This is a genomic window from Gordonia sp. NPDC003422 (genome assembly GCF_053588675.1).
Window position 1 is genome coordinate 57,658 of record NZ_JBSFQL010000005.1, and the last position, 23,738, is coordinate 81,395.

Consider the following 23,738-nt stretch of genomic DNA (forward strand, 5'->3'; position numbering starts at 1 on the left):
GCTGTGAATCCTGCCATCCGCGCACCGCCGCAGTACCCAGTCAACGATTTACGACGCACGGTCAACGCAAGCTCGGGTCAGCCGAGGTAGACACTCCCGCGGCGACTGAGCATCCGGAACAGGGTCTGCTGGATCTCTTCGCGGACGTGGTCGGTGAGGTCGAAGACCACCATCGGATCGTCCGCGGAGGATTCGTCATAGCTGCCGGTCTCGATCGGCCGGCCGAAGTGGATGTGCCACTTCGACGGCAGCGGCACCATGCCCAGCGGGCCGAGCAGCGGAAAAATCGGCGTGATCGGAAAGTACGGGAGCCCGAGGATCTTGGCGAGCGGCTTGAGGTCGGCGAGCATCGGATAGATCTCCTCCGAGCCGACGATCGACACCGGGATGATCGGTGCGGCGTTGCGCAGCGCCGTCGTCACGAACCCGCCCCGACCGAACCGCTGCAGCTTGTAGCGGTCCTTGTACAGCTTGCCGATGCCCTTGTAGCCCTCCGGCCAGACGGCGGTGAGCTCGCCTGCGCGCAGCAGTCGGTCGGCGTCGTTGTTGCAGGCCACGGTGGCGCCGACCTTGCGCGCGACCTCGCTGATCGCCGGTGCCTCGAACGCCATGTCGGCGGCCAGCAACCGCAGGTAGCGACCGGTGGGATGGTTGTCGCGGACCGCGAGCGACGTCATCATCGCGTCGATCGGCAACGTGCCGGCATGGTTGGCGACCAGCAGCGCACCGCCTTCGACCGGCAGGTTCTCGATGCCGGTCACCTCGACGCGGAACCACTTGTCGTACACCTGGCGCACCGCCGGGAACCAGACGGCCTCGGTGAAGTGCGGGTCGAACCCGAACTCGTCGACCTCGTACTCGCCGGCCATCCGCTCGCGGATGAAGCCCGCGGTGGCGGTCAGCGAGTCGGCCACCGCACCCCGGATGCCACCAAGGCTGAACAGCGGCGACGACTTCGACGGACCGCGATGTTCGACGCCGAGCGCCTCGTCGGGCAGCGAGATCTCGTCGTTGATGGGCATCACCTGTGCCGGTGGTTGGCGGAAGCCGTCGGTGTTGGGGTGACCCTCCGACGAACCTCGTTGCGCTCCTGAGGATTTGGTGCCCGACTGTTGACTCGGATGTCGGCGGCGTCCCTGGTCGCGGGAGCCGCGGCGCCCGGCCGCGTCTGCACCCCCGGGTGTGGCATAGAGCTGGATGACCTTGGCCGTGCGGGCGTCGGTCGCGCCACCACTACCCAAGATGCTCACCCCGTCCCTGTCTCGTCGTAACCGTGTCGTTCGTGACCATGCCGCTCATGCCTTCGATCCATCGACCCCGACACCACAACGATGAGGCGGCATGTGCCCGGAACCCGACCGATACAAGTCTCACCATCGCCGTAGTCGGCGATTTCAATGAGACGATTGACCCATCGTAACCACGAGCAGTGTGAGTCTGACGTCCAAGCTTAGAGGTTGCAGTGACGTTGCGCACGTCCCCGCCGAGATGTGCGAGCAACGACAACTCACACTTCACTGAAGTTGATGTGCGAAGTTGATGACGCGACGCTCCAGACCGCGCCAGGCGTCGGTCGAGATCACCGGTGTCACTCCCCCGCGGTCGATGAAATCGTCGAGGGTGTCCAGCGTGGTGTACCGCGGCACGAAGCCGAGTTCGGTGCGCATCCGCGTGGTGTCGAGCACCCGGCCGTAGGTCAGGAACTCGGTTTGCGAGCTGCGCAGCCGGGCCGATCGCAGGTCTTGGAAAACACCGGTGATCGGTGCCAGAAGACCGCTCGGAACAGGCAATTCGATGTGCCCGACGCGTCGGATCGCCTGGGTCAGCGTGACGACTCCGTCGCCGGAGACGTTGAACGTCCCGACCTTGCCCGCCAACGTCACATGCTCCATCGCCGCGAGGGCATCCTCCTCGTGGAGGAACTGCAGACGCGGCTGATAACCGATGACCGTCGGCACCACCGGCAGCGACAGATACGACCCCATCCGCGTGTTGATGCGCGGCCCCAGCATCGCCTGCGGGCGCACGATGGTGATGTCGATGTCGGGTCGGCGTCGGCCGAGTCCGCGAACATAACCCTCAACGTCAAGTAGGTCACGACCGTAGCCGCGAGTGGGCTCCCGGCGTGCCGGTGTCTCCTCGGCGAAGTGTGACGGATCTCGCCCGCTCGCGCCGTACACCATCGCCGTCGAGCGCAGCACGAGCCGCTTCACCGACGGTGTGCGCTGACACGCCGCACACACCTGCATGGCGCCGACGACGTTGAACTCCTTGATCGCCGCCGAATGTGGAGCGTTGTCCATGATCGACGTCGCGGCATGGACCACGGTGTCGACGTCGTAGCTGGCGAGCGCCTTGGCGATGGCCGGCCGCCGGATGTCGAGGCGCAGGAATTCGGCGCGTCCCATGCGACGCAGGAGATCCTTGCGCGGCACCCGGGAATCGACGGCCAGTACACGCTCGATCTCCGGATTGGCCGCCAGGCGAGCCACCAGGTAGCCGCCCAGAAAGGTCGACGCACCGGTGACCAGGACGGTCCGCGGGGGTTGCGGGGTGTGCTCGGGCATACCTCAGGCTAGCGGGCGTGGCCTGGTGGGCGCCGTGCGAGTCGACGTCGCACCCCGTCGGTTATCTGTACCCCCCAGCCCGACGAAACGCACTGTGCACCTGGCCGGTCTCCCAGGTACAGATTTCCGCAGGCCGACGCGGCACCGATACGACAAAGGACCCGCCGTAGCGGGTCCTTTGGACGAGTGCGCCTACTTACCGAGTTTGCGGCGCTGCACCCGGGTCCTGCGCAGCAGCTTGCGGTGCTTCTTCTTCGACATGCGCTTGCGGCGCTTCTTGATCACTGAACCCATCGGGGTGCTTCCTCACGATTGATGCTGTTGTGTGTGCTCGATCCTGGTCAGCAGCCGACTCACCGAAGCGTCAACGGCCGATCGGTGGTCTTCGACCACCTGATCCAGTGGTCTTCGACCAGGTACCAAACGTCAAGCCTACCGGGCGAGTCCCGCTATCGAAAAATCCGGGTCAGGACCGAGCCACACCACTATCCGGCGTCGAAGTACGACGTCTCCAGATAGTCGTGCACGGCCTTCGCATGCACACGGAAGGAGCGACCCACGCGTACCGCGGGGAGCTCTCCGTTGTGCACGAGCCGGTAGACGGTCATTTTGGAGACCCGCATCAGCGATGCGACCTCGGCGACCGTGAGGAACTGCGACCCCGACGCCGCGTTGCCAACGGAGCTGCCGCTGTTTCCTACTGTCCTGTCACCAGGAGTGTCTGCAGGTGCCATGAATCACTCATACCTCCGGTGCACGCGTCGCGGCCGCCGGCTTCCCCTCCGGCGGACATCAGACACGCACGTGCTTAGAGGAGCTTAGCGTGGCAGATGTGAAAAAAGCGACGTGAGTTGCCAGGAAATCCTGCGTCAATCTCATATCGACACAACATCCTGGGGTTTAACCGCTCGTCGACCACAATTCTCGGAGTGTCGGGACACGCGTCAGGCGCTGTTCGACGCCCCAGAACCCTCGACATCGACTCGACGTGCACCCCGCGCGCTGGCCGCCGCAGCGGCCCGAGTGGCCTGATAGACGGTGTGCCGGAGGCCACCGGCCTCGAATTCCCGGATCGCCTCGGCGGTGGTTCCGCCCGGCGAGGTCACCGCGGCCCGCAGGTCCACCGGCGACACCCCGGCGTCGCTGAGCAGGATCCCGGCACCGCGGATGGTCTGCACGGCCATCTCCGACGCCTGCGAGCGGGTGAGGCCCAGCGCCACCCCGGCGTCGATCATGGCCTCGGCGAGCAGGAAGACGTAGGCGGGCCCCGACCCCGAGACCGCCGTCACCGCGTCCATCTGCTTCTCCGGGACCACCGTCACCTTGCCGACGGTCTCGAGTAGCCCGACCACTGCCGACAGCTGCTCGGTGCTGACGTAGCGTCCGGCCGACACCGCCGACATCGCCTCGTTGACCAGCATGGGGGTGTTGGGCATGACGCGGATGACCGGCGAACCGGCCTGCAGCGCGTTCTCGTAGCGGATCAGCGGCAGACCGGCGACCAACGTCACGGTCACGCGCTCATTCTCACCGGAGTCCTCGGCGCCGGCGAGTGCGCGCAGTGCGTCGTCGACGTCGTCGGGCTTGATGGCGAGGAACACGTACTGGGCGCTCTCGGCGGCCGCACGCACGTCGGTCACCAGTACGCCGTACTCCTCGGCGATCTCGGCGGCGCGGTCGGGCGCCTTCTCGGCCACGACCAGGTTCTTGGTCGGTGTGCCCGATGCGATGAGACCGGCGAGCAGTGCCTCCCCGATCTTTCCGCCGCCGACGATGGCGATGCGTTCGGTCACTGGGATTGCCGCCTTCCTGTAGGTACGGGTTTTCAGCGCCGCGGGAGGAGCGCGAGCTGCCTCGACTGCGCGACGACCGTTCCAGTCGAGTCCACCACGAGGTGATCCTCCTCGAACATCCCGGGTCCCACCTCCACCGTGGTCGCGGCAAACCGCAGCCAGCCCGGCGCCGGATGACGACGGACATAGGTGGTGAGCTGCACCGTCGGCGCCCAGCCATGCAGGCCGAGATTCGCGACGACCGGAATCGAGATGTCGCAGACCAGCACAGCGAAATCGGTGTCGGGCGCGACGCCCTTGGGCTGTATCCAGCCACGCACCAGCGGTTCTCCCTGCTTGCCGTCGACGAAGGGCATCGTCGCGGGATCGATGCGCAGGTCGAGGACGGGTCCAAGGTGATTGACGCTTGCCAGCGGCGAGCCGTCGAGCGCCAGTGCACTCGGCGGGGGTTCGACCGGGACGCCGTCGAGCACCGACGCACCGGTGTGGTGCGAGCGCCCGGTGTCGGGTCGGGCCATGGTGATCGACGACGACACCATGACGCGGTCGGTTTGGACTGCATCCACCGAGATCACGGTCACCGTCTTGCCGCGTTTGCGCAGCGTCACCTCGAGGTCGATCTCGGCGGCGTCCGGCGCGTTCAGGAAGTCGCTGGAGATGGCGACCGGGATCTGTTCCGCCGCAGCCTCCGCCTTCGGATCGTCAGGCGCGGTCAGCGCGGTGAGCGCCTCCCGGGCAGCATGGGCGACCACCATCTGGAGGCTGCCACCGTGCACCTTGGGTCCGATGGTGAACACCGGGTCGATGACCGCGCGATAGGTGATGCGGTCGGGCTCGGCGCGCTTGATCTCGTCCAGCGTCAGCACTGTTGCCAACTTGTCGGTCATGTTCTCTCTTGTCTCCACGTCTGTCCCCCACTACTCAATCGGCGATCGACGTGGCCGCGCGGTTCAGGATGTGGCCCGACCCGTGTGCAGCTCGCGTTTGAGATGTCGCCGCGCAAAATCTAGCGAACGTGCCAGCAGGGCGCTGCGTTCGGGTTTGGTCCGCGCTGATCCGGTGTGCACCTCGAGGATCACCGCACCGGTGAAGTCACTCGCGGCCAGACGCCGGCAGATCTCGGCGCACGGTTGCGAACCGTCGCCGGGGATCAGGTGTTCATCGGTGGCCGCGCCCAGGCCGTCGGCGAGATGCAGGTGATTGAGCGCAGACCCCATCCGCTCGAACATTGCCAGCGCATCGGCACCGGCGGTCGCCGTGTGCGACAAGTCGAGGGTGTAGTTCGCGTAGCCGTCGTCGGTGGGATCGATCGACTTGCCGAAGGCCGACATCGACACCCCCGGTGTGCCGCCGCGTCGGGTCATGCGGTTCACCGAACGATCGCCCGCGCCGAACAGCCGGTCGGCGCGCATGGGGAACATGTTCTCCACCGCGACGGCCACCCCGGAGTCGGCCTCGAGCTCGGCGACGGTGTCGTCGAAAGCAGCGGTGTAGGCCCGCTGCCAGCGGAACGGCGGATGCACGACCACCGTCGGCGCGCCGAGATCCTCGGCTGCACGCACCGAACGCGCCAGCTTTATCAGGGGGTCGCGTCCCCACACGCGCTGCGAGATGAGCAGACACGGCGCATGGATCGACAGGACCGGCATCTGATAGCGCTCGGACAGGTATTCGACGTGTTTGACGTCCTGGCTGACCGCCTCACCCCACACCATCAGCTCGACACCGTCGTAGCCGAGTTCGGAGGCGTAGGCGAAGGCCGCTTCGGTGTTCTGCGGATAGACCGACGCCGTCGACAAGCCGATCGGGATCTCCGGCCGAGGCAACCGTTCGATCACGCCCGGCTCGCATTTGCCGTCCACGCCCGGCCCGTCAGCAACCTCGATTTCATCAGCGACATCGAATACATCAGCGACATCGAATACATCAGCGACTCGCCAGGAGCACCAGCGGGCCGATCGTCACCAGAAGCCCCACACCGAGCGCGAGCAGCGTCGTCGGGAGGTCCCGGTTGCGTCGGAGCAGATGCGCGAAGGTCACGATCCCGAAGATCACCAGCACCGCGAGGACGAGCGCGAAGATCACGCTCCACTTCCAGAGCTCGGTGAATCCCCAGAACAGGCCGACGCCGATCGCCAGGCCGGCGACGACCTGGGCGATCACCATCAGCCATGCCTTCATCGGCGACGGTTCGGTGTCCTCATCCAGGTCGGTTTCGTCGCGGTCCAGATCGTCGTCGAGCGTTTCGGTCTCCGCGATCGGTTCGGCGGCGGTGTCGACGGCCTCAGGCGCGACATAGGGCGCGCGATCCGGCGTGACCTCCTCGAACTCGTCCCTGTCGAACTCATCCCCGTCGAACTCGCCCTTGTCGAATTCGTCGCTCGGTTCGGCGTCGCTCTTCGACAGGTCGACCGCGGGCTGCGCCCACGCGCCCGTGTCGGTCGTCGGGGGCTGTTCGACGGTCGGCTCGGGTGCCGGTTCGACCTCGCGTTCCTCCGGAACGGGTGCGGTGTCGACAAAGCTCGCCGGGCTGTCGGTCGTGGCGGTGTCGATAGCGGCGGGCGAATCGATGTCGGTGTCGGGTGTAGCGCTGTCGGGTTCGGTGTTGACGTCTTCCCGGTCGTGGAGCGCGGGCACGGCGGCGGTCGCGCCCGCGGCAGCCGCGGCGACCCCTGCGGCCCCGGCAGCTGCACGCCTCGACGACCGGCCATCGGTGACATCGGGTGTCTTGTCCGATTTCCGCTTCCGCCCGAACCAGCCGCGCTTGCGTTTCGGCTCGACAGGTTCGTCCTCGACGTCGGCGAACGAGCGGTACGCCTCGAAGTCGTCCATCACCTCGCCGAACTTGCTGTCGTCACGCACCCGAGCATCGGCGTCGGCCGATCCCGAGGTGGTCGACAGGTCGTAGGCTACGACGTCGTCGGAGTCGACCACTGTGAGATCGGAGTCCTCATCGCCGACGACCGGGATGATGCCGGTCACCGCATTCGCCGAGACCTCGTCGACCGCGTCGTCATTCTGATTCGATGCCGGCTGATTCGATGCGGTGGCGTCCGTGGTGGCCGAGGATTCGGCGAGTCTCCGGGCAACCGCGTCGGAGCTGAAGTCGCGGGTCGAGAGCGGCGTGGTGCCGCGATAGCCGGGCATGCCGCTGGCCGACCGCCCGCCGGCCGGGCTAGTGTTCGGCGCCCAACCCTGATCGGCCACGGGACGATCCGGCGCTCCGCGGCGTGCGACCGGATTGGCCGACCTCGGGAACGGCCCACTGACCGGTGCGGTGCCGCCGGCATCGGGCGTCGGGAACGGACCGGTCCGAGGGGCCGTCCGACCGGACGGAGTCTGCGGAGGCGTGAACTGGGCCGACGGTGTCGGTGCCGGTGCCGGTGGGGTCGGCTGAGACGGTGTCTGCTGGGCGGCAGGCTGCTGGGCCGGTGTCTGCTGGGTCTGCGTCGGCTGGGTCTGCGGGGCGGTCCGCGCGGTGCGCGGGGCCGGGGCAGGCGTGGCGTCGGTGATCTTCGGAATTTCACCCGTGAGTTCGGACACCGACACGGTGCCCTCGCGGCCGACTCGGCGCCGTCCGCGGTCCCGCGACCGACGGCTGGTCGTCTCGCCACCGTCGGTTCCCTGCGAGCGGGCCAGCAGTTCGGCTACCGAGATGGGCCGGGGATCGGGTCCCGCTTCGTTGGCCCCCGCTTCGTTCGCCATGCTGGCTCTCCGTCCTCCCTGTGATGACCCGGTCGTTGTTCACGTGTCCCGGGCCGAGATGTTCACCCGGCGTCCGCGGCTTCGGCGGTGTCGGCCGGTTCGGTGTCGAGTCGGCGCAGGATGACTCCCTCCCGCAGCGCCCACGGACAGATTTCCAGTGTATCGACTTGCAGAGCGCGCATGGCCGCCTCCGCCACGAGAGCGCCGGCAACCAGCTGACCAGCACGATCAGCGCTCACGCCTTCCAGCTCGGCCCGGTCGTCGCGGGTCATGCGTGAGATGAAGGCGATGAGCTGCCGCAGCCCGTTGGCGGTGAGCTGACGCTTCACACGCGGCCCCGCGCTCGACGGCGCGGCGCCGGTCAGCCGGGCCAGGCTGCGGAAGGTCTTGGATGTGGCGACGGCGAGGTCGGGCTGTCCGGGCCCGAGGAGTTGTTTGGCGGGGACGCGCAGTTCGGCGTCGAGCCAATCGCGCAGGACCCCGATCCGACGACGGTCCGGCGGGTCGTCGGGCAGCCACTCGCGGGTGAGTCGGCCGGCGCCGAGGGGCAGCGACAGCGCCACGTCGGGCTCCTCGTCGACGCCGTTGGACATCTCCAGCGACCCGCCGCCGATGTCGAGGGCCAGCACCCGCCCGGCGCTCCAGCCGTACCAGCGTCGGACGGCCAGCGAGGTGAGTCGCGCTTCGTCGCGGCCGGACAGCACCTGCACACGGACGTCGGTCTTGGCGGCGACCTCGGCGAGCACGTCGTCGCAGTTGGTGGCGTCACGGACGGCCGACGTCGCGAACGCCATGATCTGCTGACATCCGGAGCTCGTCGCGATGTGGGTGAATTCGTCCACCGATTCGACGAGTTTGTTCGCGGCGCGATCGGACAGCCGCCCGTCGGAATCGATCTGTTCGGCCAGGCGCAGCACCGCCTTGGTCGAACTCATCGGGGTCGGATGGCCGCCGCGATGAGCATCGACCACGAGCAGGTGAACAGTGTTGCTGCCCACGTCGAGAACACCAAGTCGCACGATTACAAAATAGTGCTTGCGCAATCCGCATCGGCAGGCGGTTGCGATATCGGCCGACTCGCGCCCAACCCGGCTTCCCGTCGGGCGCGTTGACCGCTTCGGCGGTTACCGTGGAAAGGTGTCTGTCACCACGCCCGCTCCGACGCAGCGGCGCATGAAGCCCGCGCCCGAGGTCGACCTCGACTTTCCGCGCGAATGGTACGAATTCACCGATCCGGCGAACTCCGAACACGTCATCAACGCGGACCTCACGTGGCTGCTGTCGTATTGGACGTGCGTCTTCGGCACGCCTGCCTGTCAGGGCATCATCGAGGGCCGCGAGACCGACGGCTGCTGCAGTCATGGCGCGTACCTGTCCGACAAGGACGACCGCAAACGCCTCGCGCACGGCGTCTCGATGCTCACCGAGAAGGATTGGCAGTTCTACAAGAAGGGGTCGGGCAAGGACCCGCTGGGCAACCGCGGCTACCTCGAGGAGGGCGACCTCGACGACGAGCCGGCGCTCAAGACCCGACGACACAAGGGCGCCTGCATCTTCCTCAACCGGCCCGGCTTCGAGGGTGGGGCGGGCTGCGCGCTGCATTCGATGGCGCTGCGCAAGGGGCTCGAGCCGCTGACCGTGAAACCCGACGTCTGCTGGCAGTTGCCGGTACGACGCGAACAGGACTGGGTCGAGCGGCCCGACGGCACCCAGGTTCTCAAGACCACCATCACCGAATTCGATCGTCGTGGCTGGGGCGAGGGCGGCCACGATCTGCAGTGGTACTGCTCCGGCTCGCCCGACGCCCACATCGGAGCGACGCAGGTCTGGCAGTCCTACGGCCCCGAACTCACAGAGCTGATCGGCAAACCCGCCTACGACGCGCTGGCCGCCGCATGCCGACGCCGTAACGGGTTGGGGCTCATCGCCGTTCACCCGGCCACCGCAGCCGCGACCACTCGCCGGGAGACCGACATCAAGTACGAGTTGATCGAAGGCGATCAGGCCACGTGACCAGCGGGCGCGAGGCACTGCTGGCGCAGGGCCCGCGGGGACGGCGGCTCGCGTACGACTGGGCGTCGCTGGCAGCCGATCCCACCGGTCGCCAATCGCTCTGGATGTGGCACTTCACACCCGAGTACGGTCACCGATTGGCCGACCGCGCAACCGAACTCGGCTCGGTGAGCCTCGACGCGATCCGTGAACTTGACCCCATGCACGTCCATGAGGCACTGCGTGCGTCCGTCGACGCGGCCATGTACTGGCAACCGCCCGACGAGATCGACCAGCTGTGCGCTGCACTCGGACCCGAGCCATTCCTGCCGATTCTGTCTGCCGCACTGGACAATCCGGCCACCGACTGGTGGTCCACCGGGCTGCAGTCGGGTCACCAGATGTACGTGCAGTGGCATAACAGACACGTCGAATCCAAGTACAACCCGGAGCCGGCAGACGTCGAGTTGTCGATCGACGTGTGGGAGCGCTGGCGCAACGACGAGATCGCCACCGAAGGGCGCCGGGCGGCCGACAAGCACCATTCTGACCTCCACTCGAATATGAGCGGCCGGTGGTGGTCGTCGCCCCATCCGAGATGGATCACCTCACGTGCGCTGCCGGGCCTTGGCTGCGCCGGACTCCACTACATCGAAGACCGTGGCGGCTGGCCCGAGGCACGACTGTGGAACATCGAGATCACCACGCCACAAAGGGTTTACGAGATCTCGTCACCCGAGGACTGGGCGGCGCTGGTCGACGAGTACCCACTCGAGCTGACCGCGTCCTACCGACACGATTGGTTTCGGGTGACCGGCGTCGACTCACGCTGGTTCGTTCCGGATTACCGTCGGGTCGCGGTGGAGTACGACGCGCTACACCTCACCGTCGACGGATACTTGGCCACGGCCGGGCGTGCGGTACCGGTGCAGGCCGGGTCTTCGGTGATGGCCGGCTTCGCACCCGACGACACATTCTGGTTCAACCGTGACGGACTACGCATCCGTGCAGACACCCGTTGGCATGACGAGGGTGACGGTCAGGGCGATTGGGTGCCCGCCGACTCCCCACCTCCTGAGCCCTCCACCGCTGCCTGAGGTGCTCGAGGCGCTAGCCGAGAGCCTCGAAGGGCTCAGGCTTCGAGCTTGTAACCCAGTCCGCGAACCGTGATGAGGTGCTTGGGATTTGCGGGATCCGGTTCGATCTTCGAGCGCAGACGCTTGACGTGGACGTCGAGCGTCTTGGTGTCGCCGACGTAGTCGGCACCCCACACCCGATCGATGAGCTGCCCTCGCGTGAGCACCCGTCCCGCGTTGCGCAGGAGGTACTCGAGGAGATCGAACTCCTTGAGCGGCAACGTGATCTGCTCGCCGTTCACCGCGACGATATGCCGTTCGACGTCCATCCGGACCGGCCCGGCCTCGAGTATCCCGATGTCGAGGTCCTCGTCGGCGAAGTCTCCGCCCCGACGCAGCACCGCGCGGATGCGGGCGATGAGTTCGCGGGCCGAATACGGTTTGGTCACATAGTCGTCGGCGCCGAGTTCGAGCCCGACCACCTTGTCGATCTCGCTGTCGCGCGCGGTCACCATGATGACCGGCACGCTTGACTTAGAGCGCAACGCCTTACAGACCTCGGTGCCGGACATGCCGGGCAGCATCAGGTCGAGCAGGACGATGTCGGGGCTGACGCGGTCGAATGTCGCCAGCGCTTGTGCGCCGTCGTTGATGACACTCGCCTCGAAACCCTCTTTGCGCAGCAGGAAGGCCAGCGGATCCGCCAGCGATTCCTCGTCCTCGACTATCAGAACGTGGGTCACCTAATCGATTTCCTTCTTCGGTTGGTTCTCGAAATCCGGGGAAGTTGTTGCAGCATCGTGGATCTCGGCGTCATGGATCTCAGCGTCATGAACTTCGGCGATCCAGGCCGAGTCGGAGAGATCCTCGGGGATGCACAGGGTGAAGGTAGAGCCGGTGCCGGGCTTGCTCCACACATCGATGACGCCGTCGTGGTTGGCGGCGACATGTTTGACGATCGCCAGTCCGAGGCCGGTGCCGCCGGTCATCCGCGACCGCGCCTGATCGACGCGGAAGAATCGCTCGAACACGCGCTGCTGATCGTCGGGCGCGATGCCGATGCCGCGGTCGGTGACCGCGATGGCCACCATCGGACGGCCGTCGATGCGGGTGACGCGCCGGCTGATCGACACGGTGGTGTCGGCGGCCGAGTACGAGATCGCGTTGGCGATGAGGTTGTTGAGCGCGGTCAGCAGCAGCGGACGGTCACCGCGGATCGTGACGTGGATCGGGTCGTCGGTGCGCAGTTCGATGGCCGCGGCTTCGGCGGCGATCGTGCCGGCGTCGATGGCGTCGGCGATCAGGGCGTCGACGTCGACGGAGGTGAACTCGGACGTCTCGCCGCCCTGCAACCGCGACAACGCGATGAGTTCGGACACCAGGTTGCCCATGCGTGCGGTCTCGGCGACCACGCGTCGGCCGAAGTGCTCGACCGACTCCGCGTCGTCGGCCGATTCCAGCATCGCCTCGGCGAGCAATCCGATGGCCCCGACCGGCGTCTTGAGTTCATGGGAGACGTTGGCGACGAAGTCACGCCGCGTCGCCTCGACCCGCATGTGCTCGGTGTCGTCCTGGCCGTAGACCACGGCATAGCGCTCGTTGTCGTCGGCGACGAGCCGCGCGAGGCAGCGCACCGATTCGACCGTCGGCTTGCGTGACCGCCCGGTGGAGACGAAGCCCAGTGACGACGCGGGCGGACTGAAATCGAAGCGGCATTCGACCTCGGTGTCGAGCACTTCCTTGGCGGCATCCCACACCGGGTCGGCGAGCAGCCGTTCGCGCACCAGACCGAGTTCGACGGCCTGGTGGTTGTAGAGCACCACGTCGCGGAATTCGTCGACCACCGCGACCGCGGTCTCGGAGTTGCGCACGATGAGACTGAGCAGTCCCGCTTTGGTCATGCGTCCGTCGCGGGTGGTCGCGGGCACGTCGTTGACCCGCAGCTCGGCGGATTCCGGAACGGCGCGCGGCGCGCTCGCGCGGTCGTGAGTGGATGTGTCGGAGTGCACCGCACCTGCCGGCGGAACCGCGAGCGCACCACCCTGCCGCGGCGTCTGGCCACCGATGTGCGCAGGGTCGGCGCCATCGCGCGATGCGCTCCGCAGGACCAGGGCGCGACCCACCACGATGCCGACCACGATCACGATCGCGACCGCTGCGGCAACGAATGCAACGAACACAAGCGCAGCTTACGGCCCGACAAACGTCGAGCGCACATCCTCCGGGCAAGTTCGGCAGCTGTTCATCTGGAGTTCGCCGGTAGCGCGGCGCAACAGCTGTCAGAGGGTCACTGTGGGACGGATACCGCCATGTCGGCATATTCCGGATGTCGTTCGATGAAACGCTGCACGTACGAGCAGACCGGCACGACCTGCTTGCCACTGGCCCGGATGTCTTCGAGGACCGTCTGCACCAGCTCGGCCGCGTAGCCGTGACCGCTGTATTGCTCGCGGATCACCGTGTGCGTCAGGACCACCTGATACGGCTCGGAGACGTAGTCGACGTAGCCGACGACCGCATCACCTGCCATCGGATCGGACGGATCCGCAGTCAGTACGGCCTCGTACCGCTCCTGAGCAGGAGAGTGAACAATTCGCAGGGTCCCCAGATCCGCCATGGAATCCAATGTAGCGCGCGTCACACCTAGCGCACCATGACGATTGTGTTACGGGACGCCACACGCGTCCCGTAACAGCGCGTGACTACTTCTTCTGCCCCTGCGCGGCCACTGCGGCGGCACCGGCGGCCGCGGCTTCCGGATCGAGGTACGTGCCACCCGGATTGAGCGGCTTCAGGTTCTCGTCGAGGTCGTAGCGCAGCGGATTGCCGGTGGGGATGTTGAGGCCCGCGATGTCGGCGTCGGAGATGTCGTCGAGGTACTTGACCAAGGCGCGCAGCGAGTTGCCGTGAGCGGCGACCAGGACGGTCTTGCCGGCCTGGATGTCGGTGGCGATGGACTCGGTGAAGTACGGGATCATCCGCGCGACGACGTCCTTGAGGCACTCGGTCAGCGGCACCTCGTCGAGGTCGGCGTAGCGCGGATCGCTCGACTGGCTGTATTCGGCGTCGGGTTCGATGGGCGGCGGCGGGGTGTCGTAGCTGCGACGCCACAGCATGAACTGCTCGTTGCCGTACTTCTCGAGGGTGTCGGCCTTGTTGAGTCCCTGCAGCGCGCCGTAATGACGCTCGTTGAGGCGCCAGTCGCGCTTCACCGGAATCCAATGGCGGTCGGCCTTGTCGAGCGCGATCTGCGCGGTCTGGATGGCCCGACGCAGCAGCGAGGTGTAAAGGATGTCGGGCAGCAGATCATGTTCGACGAGGAGCTCGCCGGCGCGCACGGCTTCGGCCTGCCCCTTCTCGGTGAGCGCCACGTCCACCCACCCGGTGAACTGGTTGGACGCATTCCATTCGCTCTCGCCATGACGCATCAGGATCAGGGTGCCGTTGCTCATGGCAGCAAGTCTGGCACATGCCGGTACGACGCTCCCGGCGAGCGGGGAATGTTCTACGGAGACACGCCCTAGCGCCGAACCGGCGCGGCGGCGGCGAGTGCCCAGATGGTCAGATAGGCCAGCGCGAAGAACCCGCCGACGGCCAGCGCGACCCCCGTCGACTCCACGTGGGCCAGCGGCGATCGCACCCACTGCAGGGTGGTCGCGGCGACGGCGTCGGGCCGGGTGACGAGGTCCCAGGAGTTCCAGCGCTGGAACCGTCCGATGACGATGCCGATCGCACAGAGACCGGCGGCCACGACGACCGTCGCCCAGCCCGCGACCCGACCGAACTCGCGGTCGATGCGACGGTGCACCAACAGCATCGACACGACGCCCAGGATGATGCCGGTCCAGGCCGCGAACCCGTACTGCAGCACATGCCGCCACAGTTCGTAGCCCTCGCCGAGGTGCACGAGGTCGGTGACGAGGTAGGGCGCATTGGGGAGGAAGGCGAGCCACCCGATCCCCAGTGGGATGAGCCAGAATCGTTGCCGCACAACCGCGAATCCGGCGGCGAACACCACCGGAATCCAGGCGAGGAAGAGATTCCAGATCAGGAACCGCGTCGGATAGTAGAGCGGTGTCGCGGGATCGGTGACGCCGAGCAGGATCGTGAGCGCCGTTGTCGCGAGCAAGGAGGCAGCAAGCACCACGCGGTGCATGTTGGTCATCTGACCATTCTGCCGGACTCAATCCGGCCACAAACCCGGCAAACCAGACAGGTCGGGACTAGCGTCGGAGAATGACCAGCACTGAATCCGGTGCGACGCGCACCGATCAACCCGAACTGAAGCGCGTTCTCGGATGGAAGCTGTTGCTGCTGTTCATCGTCGGCGACATCCTCGGCACCGGCGTGTACGCCCTGACCGGGCAGGTGGCCGGCGAGGTCGGCGGCGCGGCATGGCTGCCGTTCCTCATCGCGTTCGCGGTCGCGACGCTGACCGCGTTCTCCTACCTGGAACTCGTCACCAAGTACCCGCAGGCGGCCGGCGCGGCGCTGTACGTACACAAGGCTTTCGGCATCCACTTCATCACCTTCATCGTGCTGTTCACGGTGATGTGTTCGGGAATCACCTCGGCGACCACGGCGTCGCGTGCATTCGCGGTGAACATGCTGACCGCATTCAGTGGTGGCGACAAGCCCGACGCGACCAATCCCGCGCTGCTGTTCTTCGCGATCGGTTTCCTGCTGCTGGTCATGTTCATCAACTTCCGCGGCGTCGCCGAGGGCGTCGGCACCAATGTCGTTCTGACCCTTGTCGAGTTGTCGGGTCTGCTGATGGTGATCTTCATCGGCTACTGGTTCATCGTCGGCGGCAATGCCGAGCACTGGGATGCGGTGGTGGCCTTCGAGGCCCAGGGCGACAAGAACGTCTTCATCGCGGTGACCGCGGCGACCTCGTTGGCGTTCTTCGCACTCGTCGGGTTCGAGGACTCGGTCAACATGGCCGAGGAGTGCAAGGAACCCACCAAGATCTTCCCCAAGGTCATGCTCACCGGCCTCGGGCTCACCGCGACTGTCTACGTGCTGATCTCGATCTGCGCGGTGGCGATCGTCCCGGTCGGTGTCCTCGCCGAGAGCGAGACGCCGCTCGTCGACGTCGTGCAGGCGGCCGCCCCCGACTTCCCGATCACCGATCTGCTGCCGTGGATCTCGATGTTCGCCGTCGCCAACACCGCGCTCATCAACATGATGATGGCCAGTCGCCTGCTGTACGGCATGGCCAAACAGGGTGTGTTGCCGGCGTTTCTCGCGTACGTGCACCCGGGGCGTCGAACTCCGTTCGCGGCCATCGTCTTCACGACGGTCATCGCGCTCTGCCTGCTCGTGTATGTCAGCGCCGACCCCGACAGTTCGGTCGTCGGACTCCTCGGCGGCACGACGGCACTGCTGCTGCTCGCGGTGTTCACCGTCGTCAACATCTCGGTGCTGGTACTGCGTCGCGATCACGTCGACCACCCACACTTCCGCACCAATACCGTTGTCGCGGTGTTGGGTGCGATCACCTGCGGCTACCTCACCCTGCCGATCACCGGACGTGACCCCGAGCAGTACGTGATCGCGGGCTGGCTACTGCTCCTCGGCGTCATCCTGTGGGCACTCACCTACTGGCACCACAAACGTCACCACGTGCCCGAGGGACATCTCGAGGACGTGAACTGAGACGTCTCAGAGCTTGCCGAAGGCGACTCCGCGATAGGTCCAGCCGCTCGCGAGAACAGCCTGTTGGATGGGCTCTTTGAGTTCCTTGGTCGCGAAGCGATAGTTGTACACCTGCCCGTATTCGAGATGCTCGGTGAACGCGTAGGCCGTCCCGAACTCGATCGACGTCTTCTGCCCGCGGAATCCCGATGCGGCAAGGCTCAATTCGGGCACTCCGGCCCGCCACGCGACCTCCCATTCCTTGTCGACGGCACGCACTTCGTGTTCGTTCTCGTCGAGCCGCATGAGGATCTGGAAAGCCTTGGACAGTCCCGCTTTCGCGAAGATCTCGTACCAGCGGGCGTCGACGATGCGCCACTCGGCGACGAGATCGACCCCATCGGCAGCGCCGTCGCGGATCACGAACGGCGCGGTGTCGCGGTTGATCCCGAGGATCGCAGCGCGTACTTCCGTAGCACTGCGCGGCGGCGTATCGGCCGACGGCCGTTTGGTTCCGGTGAAGCGGTCGAACATTCCCATTCTCGGGCTCCTGTCTGGCGTGGATCGGTCGGTGTTCACCATCGCCCAGCGTCCTTGAGGTGGACTTGGAGCCAACTTGAGTCGCTCAGGCCGAGAGCCTCCCACCGCCCCCTGAGGTGCGAGCGAAGCGACTCCCACCGCTCCCTGAGGTGCGAGCGAAGCGACTCCCACCGCTCCCTGAGGTGCGAGCGAAGCGACTCCCACCGCTCCCTGAGGTGCGAGCGAAGCGAGCCTCGAAGGGCGCTGGTGAGACGAAAATGTCGTCTCACCAGGGGCTTCGAGGCTCGCAGGCTCGCACCTCAGCCGGCGGGAGGACACCCTTGCCGCATCCAGAACCAGCTACCGGCGCAAGTCCTTTCGCAAGATCTTGCCCGACGCCGACTTCGGGATCGCCTCGATGAACTCGACCGCACGTACCTTCTTGTGCGGCGCGACCTTGGCGGCGACGAACTCGATGACCTCGTCCTCACTGAGGTCGGCGTCGGCCTGCTTGACGACGAACGCCTTCGGGATCTCCTCGCCGCTCTCCTCTTCGATGACGCCGATGACCGCGGTGTCGGCGATCTTCGGGTGTGTCAGCAGCAGCGCCTCGAGTTCGGCGGGCGGAACCTGATAGCCCTTGTACTTGATGAGTTCCTTGAGCCGGTCGACGATGTAGATGCAGCCGGTGGGGTCGACGCGCGCGAGGTCGCCGGTGTGCAGGTACCCGTCGGCGTCGATGGTGTCTGCGGTGGCCTGCGGGTTGTTGAGGTAACCAAGCATCACGTTGGGCCCCTTCACCCACAGCTCGCCCGGCTCCGATAACCCCTCCGCCGGGAGTTCGATCTCCTCGCCGGTGGCCGGGTCGACGATCTTGTTCTCGGTGTTGGGCGCTGCCCAGCCGGTCGACGACAGCGGCGGATCATCCTGTCCCAGCATGCCTTTGGTGTCGTCGGGGATCATGTGACTCACCGGCGAGAGTTCACTCATGCCGTAACCCTGCAGCATGTGCACGTTCAGTCGCTTGGCGACGGCCTGCCCGAGTTCGTCGTCGAGCGGCGCAGCGCCCGACAGCATCGTCTTGAGCGAGCTCAGGTCGTAGTTGTCGATGATCGGGTGCTTGGCGAGTGCCACCGCGACCGGCGGCGCGATGTAAGCGTGGGTGACCTTGTGGTTCTGCATGTTCTCCAGGAACTCGACGAGGTCGAACCGCGGCATGATCACCAGACGAGACCTGTTGTGCAGGGCCGCATTCAGCAGCACGGTCATCCCGTAGATGTGGAAGAACGGGAGCACTGCGATGACGACGTCGTCGGGACTCGCGCCCTGCAGCGGCGTGATCTGTGCGACGTTGGCAACCAGATTCCGGTGACTCAACGCCACGCCCTTGGGGTTACCCGTGGTGCCGGAGCTGTACGGCAGCGCGGCCACATGCGTCGCCGGGTCGAAGCTCACCTCGGGTGCCGGCAGATTGGGCGCGAGCAGATCGACGGCGTTCGGGTGACCGGTCGCCTTCTGCCCCTCACCGTCGAGCACGATGAGGTTCTCGTCGGAGATACCGACCTCTTTGGCCGCGGCCGCGGCCTGCTCGAACATCGGCGAGACGGTGACCAGCATCTTCGCCTTGGAGTCGGTGAGCTGCTTGGCGATCTCGGGCGCGGTGAAGAGCGCGTTGATGGTCGTCGCGGTTCCGCCGGCACGCAGGATGCCGTGGAACACGGTCGCGAAGGCGGGGATGTTGGGCGAGAGGATGCCCACCACGTCGCCGACGCCGATCCCCCGCGCCGCAAGCGCACCCGCGGCCGCGTGGATCTGGCCGATCAGCCGCGCGTAGGTGGTCTCGTCACCCGACTTCGGGTCGACGAGCGCGACGCGGTCCATGTCCGCGTCGTCGATGGAGCCGAACAGGAAGTCGTAGACGCTGACCTCGGGGATCTCGACGTCGGGAAAGGGACTCGTGAAGCTCATGGCACCTCCAGTGGTGGGTTTCGCGCGCAATCGTATCAACAGTCATTGACACTATGTGACGTGGACCTCTGTCCGTATCGTCGGGTTTACCACAGGCGCGAAGTGGGCAGAAGGGGCCTCAGTCGGCAGAAGCACCCGGCTCGTCCGGCCCGGTCACACCGGGTACATAGCGATCGGGAAGGGGCTCACCGGGTTCGGGCAAGGAGTCCTTGTCGATGAGGTGCTCGAACGCGAGCAGATTGCGCAACGATTCCCCGCGCGACACCCGCCACGCCCATTCCCGACGGATCGACGTGTGAAAACCGATCTCGAGCAGGGTGTTGAAGTCGCCGTCGGCGGCCTCGAGCACCTGACCGAGCACGCGGTCGATCTCATCAGAATCCAGGGCGTCGGTCGAGATGCGGCCGACGAGGTAGATGTCGCCGGTGTTGTCGATGGTGTACGCGACGCCGTAGAGCCGGCGGTTGCGTTTGAGCAGGTACCGGTAGACGGCCTCGTGATCCTCGTCCGGCCGACGACACACAAACGCCTCGACGCGCACACCGTGGCGACTCGCGGTCAGCAGAACGGTCGTCTTGAGCTTGCGTTCACCGGGGAGTTCGAGGACGACGTGCTCGGACTCCGAACCGCCGGAACTCTTGCGGCTGAACGGGATATCGCGTTCCGCGAGGGTTCGTTCAAGCAGTTCCACCACGTCCGTGTGGGACACCGATTCAACTCCGTCCGATTGTGGGTGCCAACCTGGTCCGACGACGCCGCCACGGCCTGCGCTGCCGCGACACCGGCGCCGCTGCGGCCGGCGACCGCGCCGCGAACGACTGCATCGCACCCGAGTAGCTCGACAGCAACTGGTCGACGGTGTGATCCCAGGAGAACTGTTCGGCGTGCAGACGTGCGCTACGACCCATCTCGGCAAGCTGATCCGGTTGCGCCAGAGCCTTTTCCAGCGCATTCGTCCAGTCCCCGACCGCATGTCCGTCGACGAGCACACCGGTGACCCCGCCCGACACCGCCACCGACAGACCCCCGACGTCGGCAGCGATCACCGGCGTGCCACACGCCTGGGCCTCGATGGCCACCAGACCGAAGCTCTCCGAATAGCTGGGCACTGCAACAAGATCCGACGCCCTATACACATCGGCGAGCGCAGCCGAACGCTGCGGCGGCAAGAACGTGACGGCGTCGGAGATACCGACGGCGTCGGCCAGGTCGATCAGCGCGCCGGGGCGGTCGAGTCCCGAGCCCGACGGTCCGCCGACGATGAGGACGCGCAACCGTCGGCCCGACTCGCGTGCCCCGCGGATCAGCGGGGCGGCCGCCTCGATCAGCAGGTCGGGCGCCTTGAGCGGTTGGATCCGGCCGACGAACGTCACGATCGCCTCGTCGTGGTCGAGACCCAGCGCGGACCGCGCCGCACGTTTGTCACCCGGGATATAGCAGTCCAGATCGGCACCCGGCGTCACCACGTCGATCCGGTCGGCGTCGGCCCGGTACATCGAAACCAGTTCGCTCGCTTCGGTTTCGGTGTTGGCCACCAGACGGTCGGCCTCGTCGACCACCTGTTGTTCGCCGATCACCCGCAACTGCGGCTCGGCGGTGTCACCGGCGGCCAGGAAGGCATTCTTGACCGCCGCCAGCGTGTGCGCGGTGTGCACCAGCGGGACACCCCACCGGTCGCGGGCCAACCAGCCCACCTGCCCCGACAGCCAGTAGTGCGAGTGGATCAGATCGTAGTAGCCGGGCTCCTGCGCGGCCTCGGCACGCAGGACGCCGGCGGTGAAGGCGCAGAGCTGGGCCGGCAGATCACGTTTGTCGAGACCCTCGAACGGGCCGGCCACGACGTTTCGGACCGTCACCCCGGGAGCCGCCGCGACCGACGGCGCGTCGCTCGACGACGTGGCGCGCGTGAAGATCTCCACCTCGACCCCGCGTCGGGCGAGGCGCTGAGCCGTCTGCCAGACGTAGACGTTCATCCCGCCGGCATCTCCGGTGCCCGGTTGCGCCAGCGGTGACGTGTGCACCGAGATCAGCGCGACACGCCGCGGGAACGGACTGGAGGTCATCCCTCCACCATAGAAGATTGACACTTTTCGACAAGTGTCTCATATTGGCTACATGAGGACTCAGACGTCTCATCGGCCCGTGTTTGTGCTGCGGTCCGGCACGACCTGGGCCGACCCCTTCGAGATGTACGCACAGCTCCGGTCGCAATCGCCGGTCCATCACGTCGACGATGGCGATTACTGGGTGCTCACGCGCCACGCCGATGTCATCGCGGCAGCGTCGGATCCGGCGACGTTCTCCTCGTCGGACGGACTCACGGTGGCCTATGGCGAACTCGAGGCGATCGGGATGGCCGACAACCCACCGATGGTGATGACCGACCCGCCGGTGCACACACAGTTCCGTCGGCTCGTGTCGCGCGGATTCACGCCACGCCAGGTCACAACGCTAGAACCGCAGGTCCGCGACTTCGTCCGCGAACGACTCGACCGGATCGACGACTCGGGGTCGGCACCCGCCGACATCGTCGGCGAACTCTTCAAACCGCTGCCCAGCATGGTGGTCGCGCACTACCTGGGCGTACCGGAGTCGGATCGATCGCAGTTCGACGGCTGGACCGATGCCATAGTCGGCGCCACCACCGGCAACTTCGACAATTCAGGCACCGAGGCGCAGGCGGGCGCCGCGACCATGGACATGCTCGGCTACTTCACCGGGCTCATCGAGCACCGCCGCGAGCATCCGGCCGACGACACCGTCTCGCACCTGGTGGCCGCCGGCCTCGCCGACGACCCGCCCGGTCTCCTGTCCATCCTTGCGTTCACCTTCACGATGGTCGCCGGCGGCAACGACACCACCACCGGCATGCTCGGCGGCAGCGTCGACCTTCTGCATCGCAACCCCGATCAGCGCGCCCGCCTCATCGACGACGAGACACTGATCCCTGACGCCGTGAACGAGTTGCTCCGGCTCACCTCACCGGTCCAGAACCTCGCGCGAACGACAACGCGCGAGGTGACCTTGCCGGGCGCGGACGCCGGGCGGACCGTCACCATCCCGGCCGGGCGCAAGGTCCTGCTCTGCTATGCCGCGGCCAATCGTGATCCCGCCGCCTACGGCCCCGACGCCGAGGTCCTCGACATCGACCGCCGACCCCGAAACATCCTGACCTTCAGCCATGGCAATCACCACTGTCTCGGCGCCGCTGCTGCCCGCATGCAGGCTCGGACAGCGCTCACCGAGTTGCTCCGACGGTATCCGGGTTTCGCTGTGGACTCCGACGGAATTCGTTGGGCAGCAGGTAACTACGTTCGCCGACCCACGTTTGTGCCGTTCTACCCGGCAGGTCGATGAGTACCGGCTGGCTGACCGACGAGCGCGCCGAACTCGCGGCCGGGCGCATCCTCGACGTCGCCGAGGAACTCTTCGCGGCACGCGGCGTCGCATCGGTCACCATGCGCGACCTCGCCTCAGCGGTGGGGTGCTCCCGAGCGACGCTGTACCGCTACTTCCCCGGCAAACAGGAACTGCACGCCGCCTACGTCGACCGCGCAGCAACGCGCGTGGCCGAGTCGATCGCCGAGCAGATTCGGGAGATCGGCGGTCCGGCCGACCGTCTCACCGCCGCCATCACCACGGCGCTGACCGGGGTCCGCGCCGACCCCGCACTCCTGGCCTGGTTCACCCCCGACGCCGCCGGCACGTCGACCAGACTTGCCCTGCTGTCACCGGCCATCGAATCGATCGCCGGGTCGTTCCTGCAGGACCTGGGCGTTACCGATGCGGAGCGCGCCCTGCGCGCGCAGTGGCTCGTGCGTGTCATCGTGTCGCTGCTCACCGACCCGGACCCCGACAACGAGGAAGCCCTCATCCGCCGCTTCGTGCTGCCCGTGATCCTCACCTGATTCCGGTTGCCATCGCACTCGCTTTCCGAGCGCGATGGCAACCACTTGCGGAACCGTCAGTTCTCTTCGGCGAAACCGGGATTGCAGCGGGTGTCGATCATGGTCTGCTCGTCGACGACGGGCCGCCGCGGCTCGAGATTCCAGCTCGCCTTCTCCGGGTCGACGATGCGTGCGAATCGCCAGTGGCAGTCGAACTGCGCCTGCATACCCGGGCTGTTCGCCGACGCGTCGAGGCGCACGACCTCCGACCACGCCTGCGCCATCGCGGATTCGTCGGTCGTGTACCTGCCCGACGTGGTCGGGTGCACCTGCAGACTCGGACCGACATCGGTCTGTACCCATTCGACGTGGTCGATGTAGGGCGGACGATAGGTGACGGTACTCGTCGGTGCCGGCGGGATCGAGGTGCTCAGCGGCGTCGACGACGTGCTTTGGAGGGCCGTCGACGACGGCGCCCTGTCACCATCATCCGATCCGCAGCCGATGGCACCGACAAGCAGGACCGCGGCCACTGCGGCCCCGCACCCGAACCGCGCGAAGGAAATCGCCATACCGTGCACAGTAGTGGCGCGT

General features: G+C 66.6%; 24 protein-coding genes. 5 read left to right on the forward strand and 19 right to left on the reverse strand.

Annotation, left to right across the window (positions count from 1 at the left end):
* Positions 1-77: 77 nt before the first annotated feature.
* From ACWDTF_RS06165 to ACWDTF_RS06205, 9 genes are all read right to left on the reverse strand, one after another.
* The gene (locus ACWDTF_RS06165) at positions 78-1,250 is read right to left on the reverse strand and encodes a lysophospholipid acyltransferase family protein (protein WP_355273539.1); all 1,173 of its coding nucleotides are present in this window, start codon (positions 1,248-1,250) and stop codon (positions 78-80) included.
* A gap of 264 nt (positions 1,251-1,514) precedes the next feature.
* Positions 1,515-2,567, reverse strand: coding sequence for an NAD-dependent epimerase/dehydratase family protein (locus ACWDTF_RS06170; protein WP_240859532.1), 1,053 nt, complete (start codon positions 2,565-2,567; stop codon positions 1,515-1,517).
* Between the two features lie 192 nt (positions 2,568-2,759).
* Positions 2,760-2,861: a 30S ribosomal protein bS22 gene (locus ACWDTF_RS06175; RefSeq protein ID WP_003402602.1), complete on the reverse strand. Its 102-nt coding sequence runs from the start codon at positions 2,859-2,861 to the stop codon at positions 2,760-2,762.
* Between the two features lie 191 nt (positions 2,862-3,052).
* Complete coding sequence (locus ACWDTF_RS06180) at positions 3,053-3,301, reverse strand: helix-turn-helix domain-containing protein (RefSeq protein ID WP_240859530.1); 249 nt, start codon at positions 3,299-3,301, stop codon at positions 3,053-3,055.
* A 210-nt stretch (positions 3,302-3,511) separates the two neighbouring features.
* Positions 3,512-4,360: a pyrroline-5-carboxylate reductase gene (gene proC / locus ACWDTF_RS06185; protein ID WP_355273531.1), complete on the reverse strand. Its 849-nt coding sequence runs from the start codon at positions 4,358-4,360 to the stop codon at positions 3,512-3,514.
* 32 nt (positions 4,361-4,392) lie between these two features.
* Positions 4,393-5,247, reverse strand: a complete 855-nt coding sequence (locus tag ACWDTF_RS06190) for a thioesterase family protein (protein WP_355273529.1) — start codon at positions 5,245-5,247, stop codon at positions 4,393-4,395.
* A 63-nt stretch (positions 5,248-5,310) separates the two neighbouring features.
* On the reverse strand, positions 5,311-6,198 hold the full coding sequence (locus ACWDTF_RS06195; protein ID WP_355273527.1) for a sugar phosphate isomerase/epimerase family protein: 888 nt from the start codon (positions 6,196-6,198) through the stop codon (positions 5,311-5,313).
* An 88-nt stretch (positions 6,199-6,286) separates the two neighbouring features.
* Positions 6,287-8,065 (reverse strand): GtrA domain-containing protein, encoded by a 1,779-nt coding sequence (locus tag ACWDTF_RS06200; protein ID WP_355273524.1) that lies wholly within the window; start codon positions 8,063-8,065, stop codon positions 6,287-6,289.
* Positions 8,066-8,127: 62 nt separating this feature from the next.
* Positions 8,128-9,084 carry a Ppx/GppA phosphatase family protein gene (locus ACWDTF_RS06205; RefSeq protein WP_355273522.1) on the reverse strand — a complete coding sequence of 319 codons (957 nt, stop codon included), beginning with the start codon at positions 9,082-9,084 and terminating at the stop codon, positions 8,128-8,130.
* A gap of 154 nt (positions 9,085-9,238) precedes the next feature.
* Here ACWDTF_RS06205 and ACWDTF_RS06210 point away from each other — a divergent pair, with 154 nt between their 5' ends.
* Both ACWDTF_RS06210 and ACWDTF_RS06215 read left to right on the forward strand, forming a co-directional pair.
* On the forward strand, positions 9,239-10,078 hold the full coding sequence (locus tag ACWDTF_RS06210) for a hypothetical protein (protein WP_355273556.1): 840 nt from the start codon (positions 9,239-9,241) through the stop codon (positions 10,076-10,078).
* Complete coding sequence (locus ACWDTF_RS06215; RefSeq protein WP_355273519.1) at positions 10,075-11,154, forward strand: hypothetical protein; 1,080 nt, start codon at positions 10,075-10,077, stop codon at positions 11,152-11,154. The genes ACWDTF_RS06210 and ACWDTF_RS06215 overlap by 4 nt, the downstream gene beginning before the upstream one ends.
* Before the next feature lie 35 nt (positions 11,155-11,189).
* Here ACWDTF_RS06215 and ACWDTF_RS06220 read toward each other — a convergent pair whose 3' ends face one another.
* The 5 genes from ACWDTF_RS06220 to ACWDTF_RS06240 form a co-directional block, all read right to left on the reverse strand.
* Positions 11,190-11,876 carry a response regulator transcription factor gene (locus ACWDTF_RS06220; protein WP_240859515.1) on the reverse strand — a complete coding sequence of 229 codons (687 nt, stop codon included), beginning with the start codon at positions 11,874-11,876 and terminating at the stop codon, positions 11,190-11,192.
* Positions 11,877-13,313 carry a sensor histidine kinase gene (locus ACWDTF_RS06225; protein WP_449754123.1) on the reverse strand — a complete coding sequence of 479 codons (1,437 nt, stop codon included), beginning with the start codon at positions 13,311-13,313 and terminating at the stop codon, positions 11,877-11,879.
* Between the two features lie 107 nt (positions 13,314-13,420).
* A complete protein-coding gene (locus ACWDTF_RS06230; RefSeq protein WP_240859513.1) occupies positions 13,421-13,750 on the reverse strand; it encodes a GNAT family N-acetyltransferase in 330 nt (109 codons plus the stop codon).
* A gap of 85 nt (positions 13,751-13,835) precedes the next feature.
* Positions 13,836-14,585 (reverse strand): phosphoglyceromutase, encoded by a 750-nt coding sequence (locus ACWDTF_RS06235; protein ID WP_240859512.1) that lies wholly within the window; start codon positions 14,583-14,585, stop codon positions 13,836-13,838.
* Positions 14,586-14,653: 68 nt separating this feature from the next.
* Positions 14,654-15,298, reverse strand: a complete 645-nt coding sequence (locus tag ACWDTF_RS06240) for a DUF1361 domain-containing protein (protein ID WP_240859511.1) — start codon at positions 15,296-15,298, stop codon at positions 14,654-14,656.
* A 71-nt stretch (positions 15,299-15,369) separates the two neighbouring features.
* On the opposite strand from ACWDTF_RS06240, the gene ACWDTF_RS06245 reads away from it, so the two are divergent.
* The gene (locus ACWDTF_RS06245) at positions 15,370-16,791 is read left to right on the forward strand and encodes an APC family permease (RefSeq protein ID WP_449754124.1); all 1,422 of its coding nucleotides are present in this window, start codon (positions 15,370-15,372) and stop codon (positions 16,789-16,791) included.
* Positions 16,792-16,797: 6 nt separating this feature from the next.
* Here ACWDTF_RS06245 and ACWDTF_RS06250 read toward each other — a convergent pair whose 3' ends face one another.
* The 4 genes from ACWDTF_RS06250 to mshA all read right to left on the reverse strand — a co-directional run bounded on the left by ACWDTF_RS06250 (position 16,798) and on the right by mshA (position 21,320).
* Positions 16,798-17,310: a hypothetical protein gene (locus ACWDTF_RS06250; RefSeq protein ID WP_355273508.1), complete on the reverse strand. Its 513-nt coding sequence runs from the start codon at positions 17,308-17,310 to the stop codon at positions 16,798-16,800.
* A gap of 339 nt (positions 17,311-17,649) precedes the next feature.
* On the reverse strand, positions 17,650-19,257 hold the full coding sequence (locus ACWDTF_RS06255; protein WP_240859508.1) for a 4-coumarate--CoA ligase family protein: 1,608 nt from the start codon (positions 19,255-19,257) through the stop codon (positions 17,650-17,652).
* A 118-nt stretch (positions 19,258-19,375) separates the two neighbouring features.
* Positions 19,376-19,966: a type III secretion system chaperone family protein gene (locus ACWDTF_RS06260; RefSeq protein ID WP_240859506.1), complete on the reverse strand. Its 591-nt coding sequence runs from the start codon at positions 19,964-19,966 to the stop codon at positions 19,376-19,378.
* A 4-nt stretch (positions 19,967-19,970) separates the two neighbouring features.
* On the reverse strand, positions 19,971-21,320 hold the full coding sequence (gene mshA / locus ACWDTF_RS06265; protein ID WP_240859504.1) for a D-inositol-3-phosphate glycosyltransferase: 1,350 nt from the start codon (positions 21,318-21,320) through the stop codon (positions 19,971-19,973).
* A 52-nt stretch (positions 21,321-21,372) separates the two neighbouring features.
* Here mshA and ACWDTF_RS06270 point away from each other — a divergent pair, with 52 nt between their 5' ends.
* Positions 21,373-22,614, forward strand: a complete 1,242-nt coding sequence (locus tag ACWDTF_RS06270) for a cytochrome P450 (protein WP_449754125.1) — start codon at positions 21,373-21,375, stop codon at positions 22,612-22,614.
* Entirely contained in the window at positions 22,611-23,165 is a 555-nt protein-coding gene (locus ACWDTF_RS06275) for a TetR/AcrR family transcriptional regulator (protein ID WP_449754126.1), read from the forward strand. Before ACWDTF_RS06270 ends, ACWDTF_RS06275 begins: the two co-directional genes overlap by 4 nt.
* A 56-nt stretch (positions 23,166-23,221) precedes the next feature.
* On the opposite strand, the gene ACWDTF_RS06280 is transcribed toward ACWDTF_RS06275, so the two are convergent.
* Complete coding sequence (locus ACWDTF_RS06280) at positions 23,222-23,716, reverse strand: DUF2599 domain-containing protein (protein ID WP_449754127.1); 495 nt, start codon at positions 23,714-23,716, stop codon at positions 23,222-23,224.
* Between the last annotated feature and the right edge of the window lie 22 nt (positions 23,717-23,738).

What these genes read in the sequence shown, in the direction of transcription:
- ACWDTF_RS06170 (WP_240859532.1), bottom strand. Translation starts at nt 2,567, where the DNA reads ATGCCCGAGCACACCCCGCAACCCCCGCGGACCGTCCTGGTCACCGGT.
- ACWDTF_RS06175 (WP_003402602.1), bottom strand. Translation starts at nt 2,861, where the DNA reads ATGGGTTCAGTGATCAAGAAGCGCCGCAAGCGCATGTCGAAGAAGAAG.
- ACWDTF_RS06180 (WP_240859530.1), bottom strand. Translation starts at nt 3,301, where the DNA reads ATGGCACCTGCAGACACTCCTGGTGACAGGACAGTAGGAAACAGCGGC.
- ACWDTF_RS06190 (WP_355273529.1), bottom strand. Translation starts at nt 5,247, where the DNA reads ATGACCGACAAGTTGGCAACAGTGCTGACGCTGGACGAGATCAAGCGC.
- ACWDTF_RS06200 (WP_355273524.1), bottom strand. Translation starts at nt 8,065, where the DNA reads ATGGCGAACGAAGCGGGGGCCAACGAAGCGGGACCCGATCCCCGGCCC.
- ACWDTF_RS06210 (WP_355273556.1), top strand. Translation starts at nt 9,239, where the DNA reads ATGAAGCCCGCGCCCGAGGTCGACCTCGACTTTCCGCGCGAATGGTAC.
- ACWDTF_RS06230 (WP_240859513.1), bottom strand. Translation starts at nt 13,750, where the DNA reads ATGGCGGATCTGGGGACCCTGCGAATTGTTCACTCTCCTGCTCAGGAG.
- ACWDTF_RS06235 (WP_240859512.1), bottom strand. Translation starts at nt 14,585, where the DNA reads ATGAGCAACGGCACCCTGATCCTGATGCGTCATGGCGAGAGCGAATGG.
- ACWDTF_RS06240 (WP_240859511.1), bottom strand. Translation starts at nt 15,298, where the DNA reads ATGACCAACATGCACCGCGTGGTGCTTGCTGCCTCCTTGCTCGCGACA.
- ACWDTF_RS06245 (WP_449754124.1), top strand. Translation starts at nt 15,370, where the DNA reads ATGACCAGCACTGAATCCGGTGCGACGCGCACCGATCAACCCGAACTG.
- ACWDTF_RS06250 (WP_355273508.1), bottom strand. Translation starts at nt 17,310, where the DNA reads ATGGGAATGTTCGACCGCTTCACCGGAACCAAACGGCCGTCGGCCGAT.
- ACWDTF_RS06255 (WP_240859508.1), bottom strand. Translation starts at nt 19,257, where the DNA reads ATGAGCTTCACGAGTCCCTTTCCCGACGTCGAGATCCCCGAGGTCAGC.
- mshA (WP_240859504.1), bottom strand. Translation starts at nt 21,320, where the DNA reads ATGACCTCCAGTCCGTTCCCGCGGCGTGTCGCGCTGATCTCGGTGCAC.
- ACWDTF_RS06270 (WP_449754125.1), top strand. Translation starts at nt 21,373, where the DNA reads ATGAGGACTCAGACGTCTCATCGGCCCGTGTTTGTGCTGCGGTCCGGC.
- ACWDTF_RS06275 (WP_449754126.1), top strand. Translation starts at nt 22,611, where the DNA reads ATGAGTACCGGCTGGCTGACCGACGAGCGCGCCGAACTCGCGGCCGGG.
- ACWDTF_RS06280 (WP_449754127.1), bottom strand. Translation starts at nt 23,716, where the DNA reads ATGGCGATTTCCTTCGCGCGGTTCGGGTGCGGGGCCGCAGTGGCCGCG.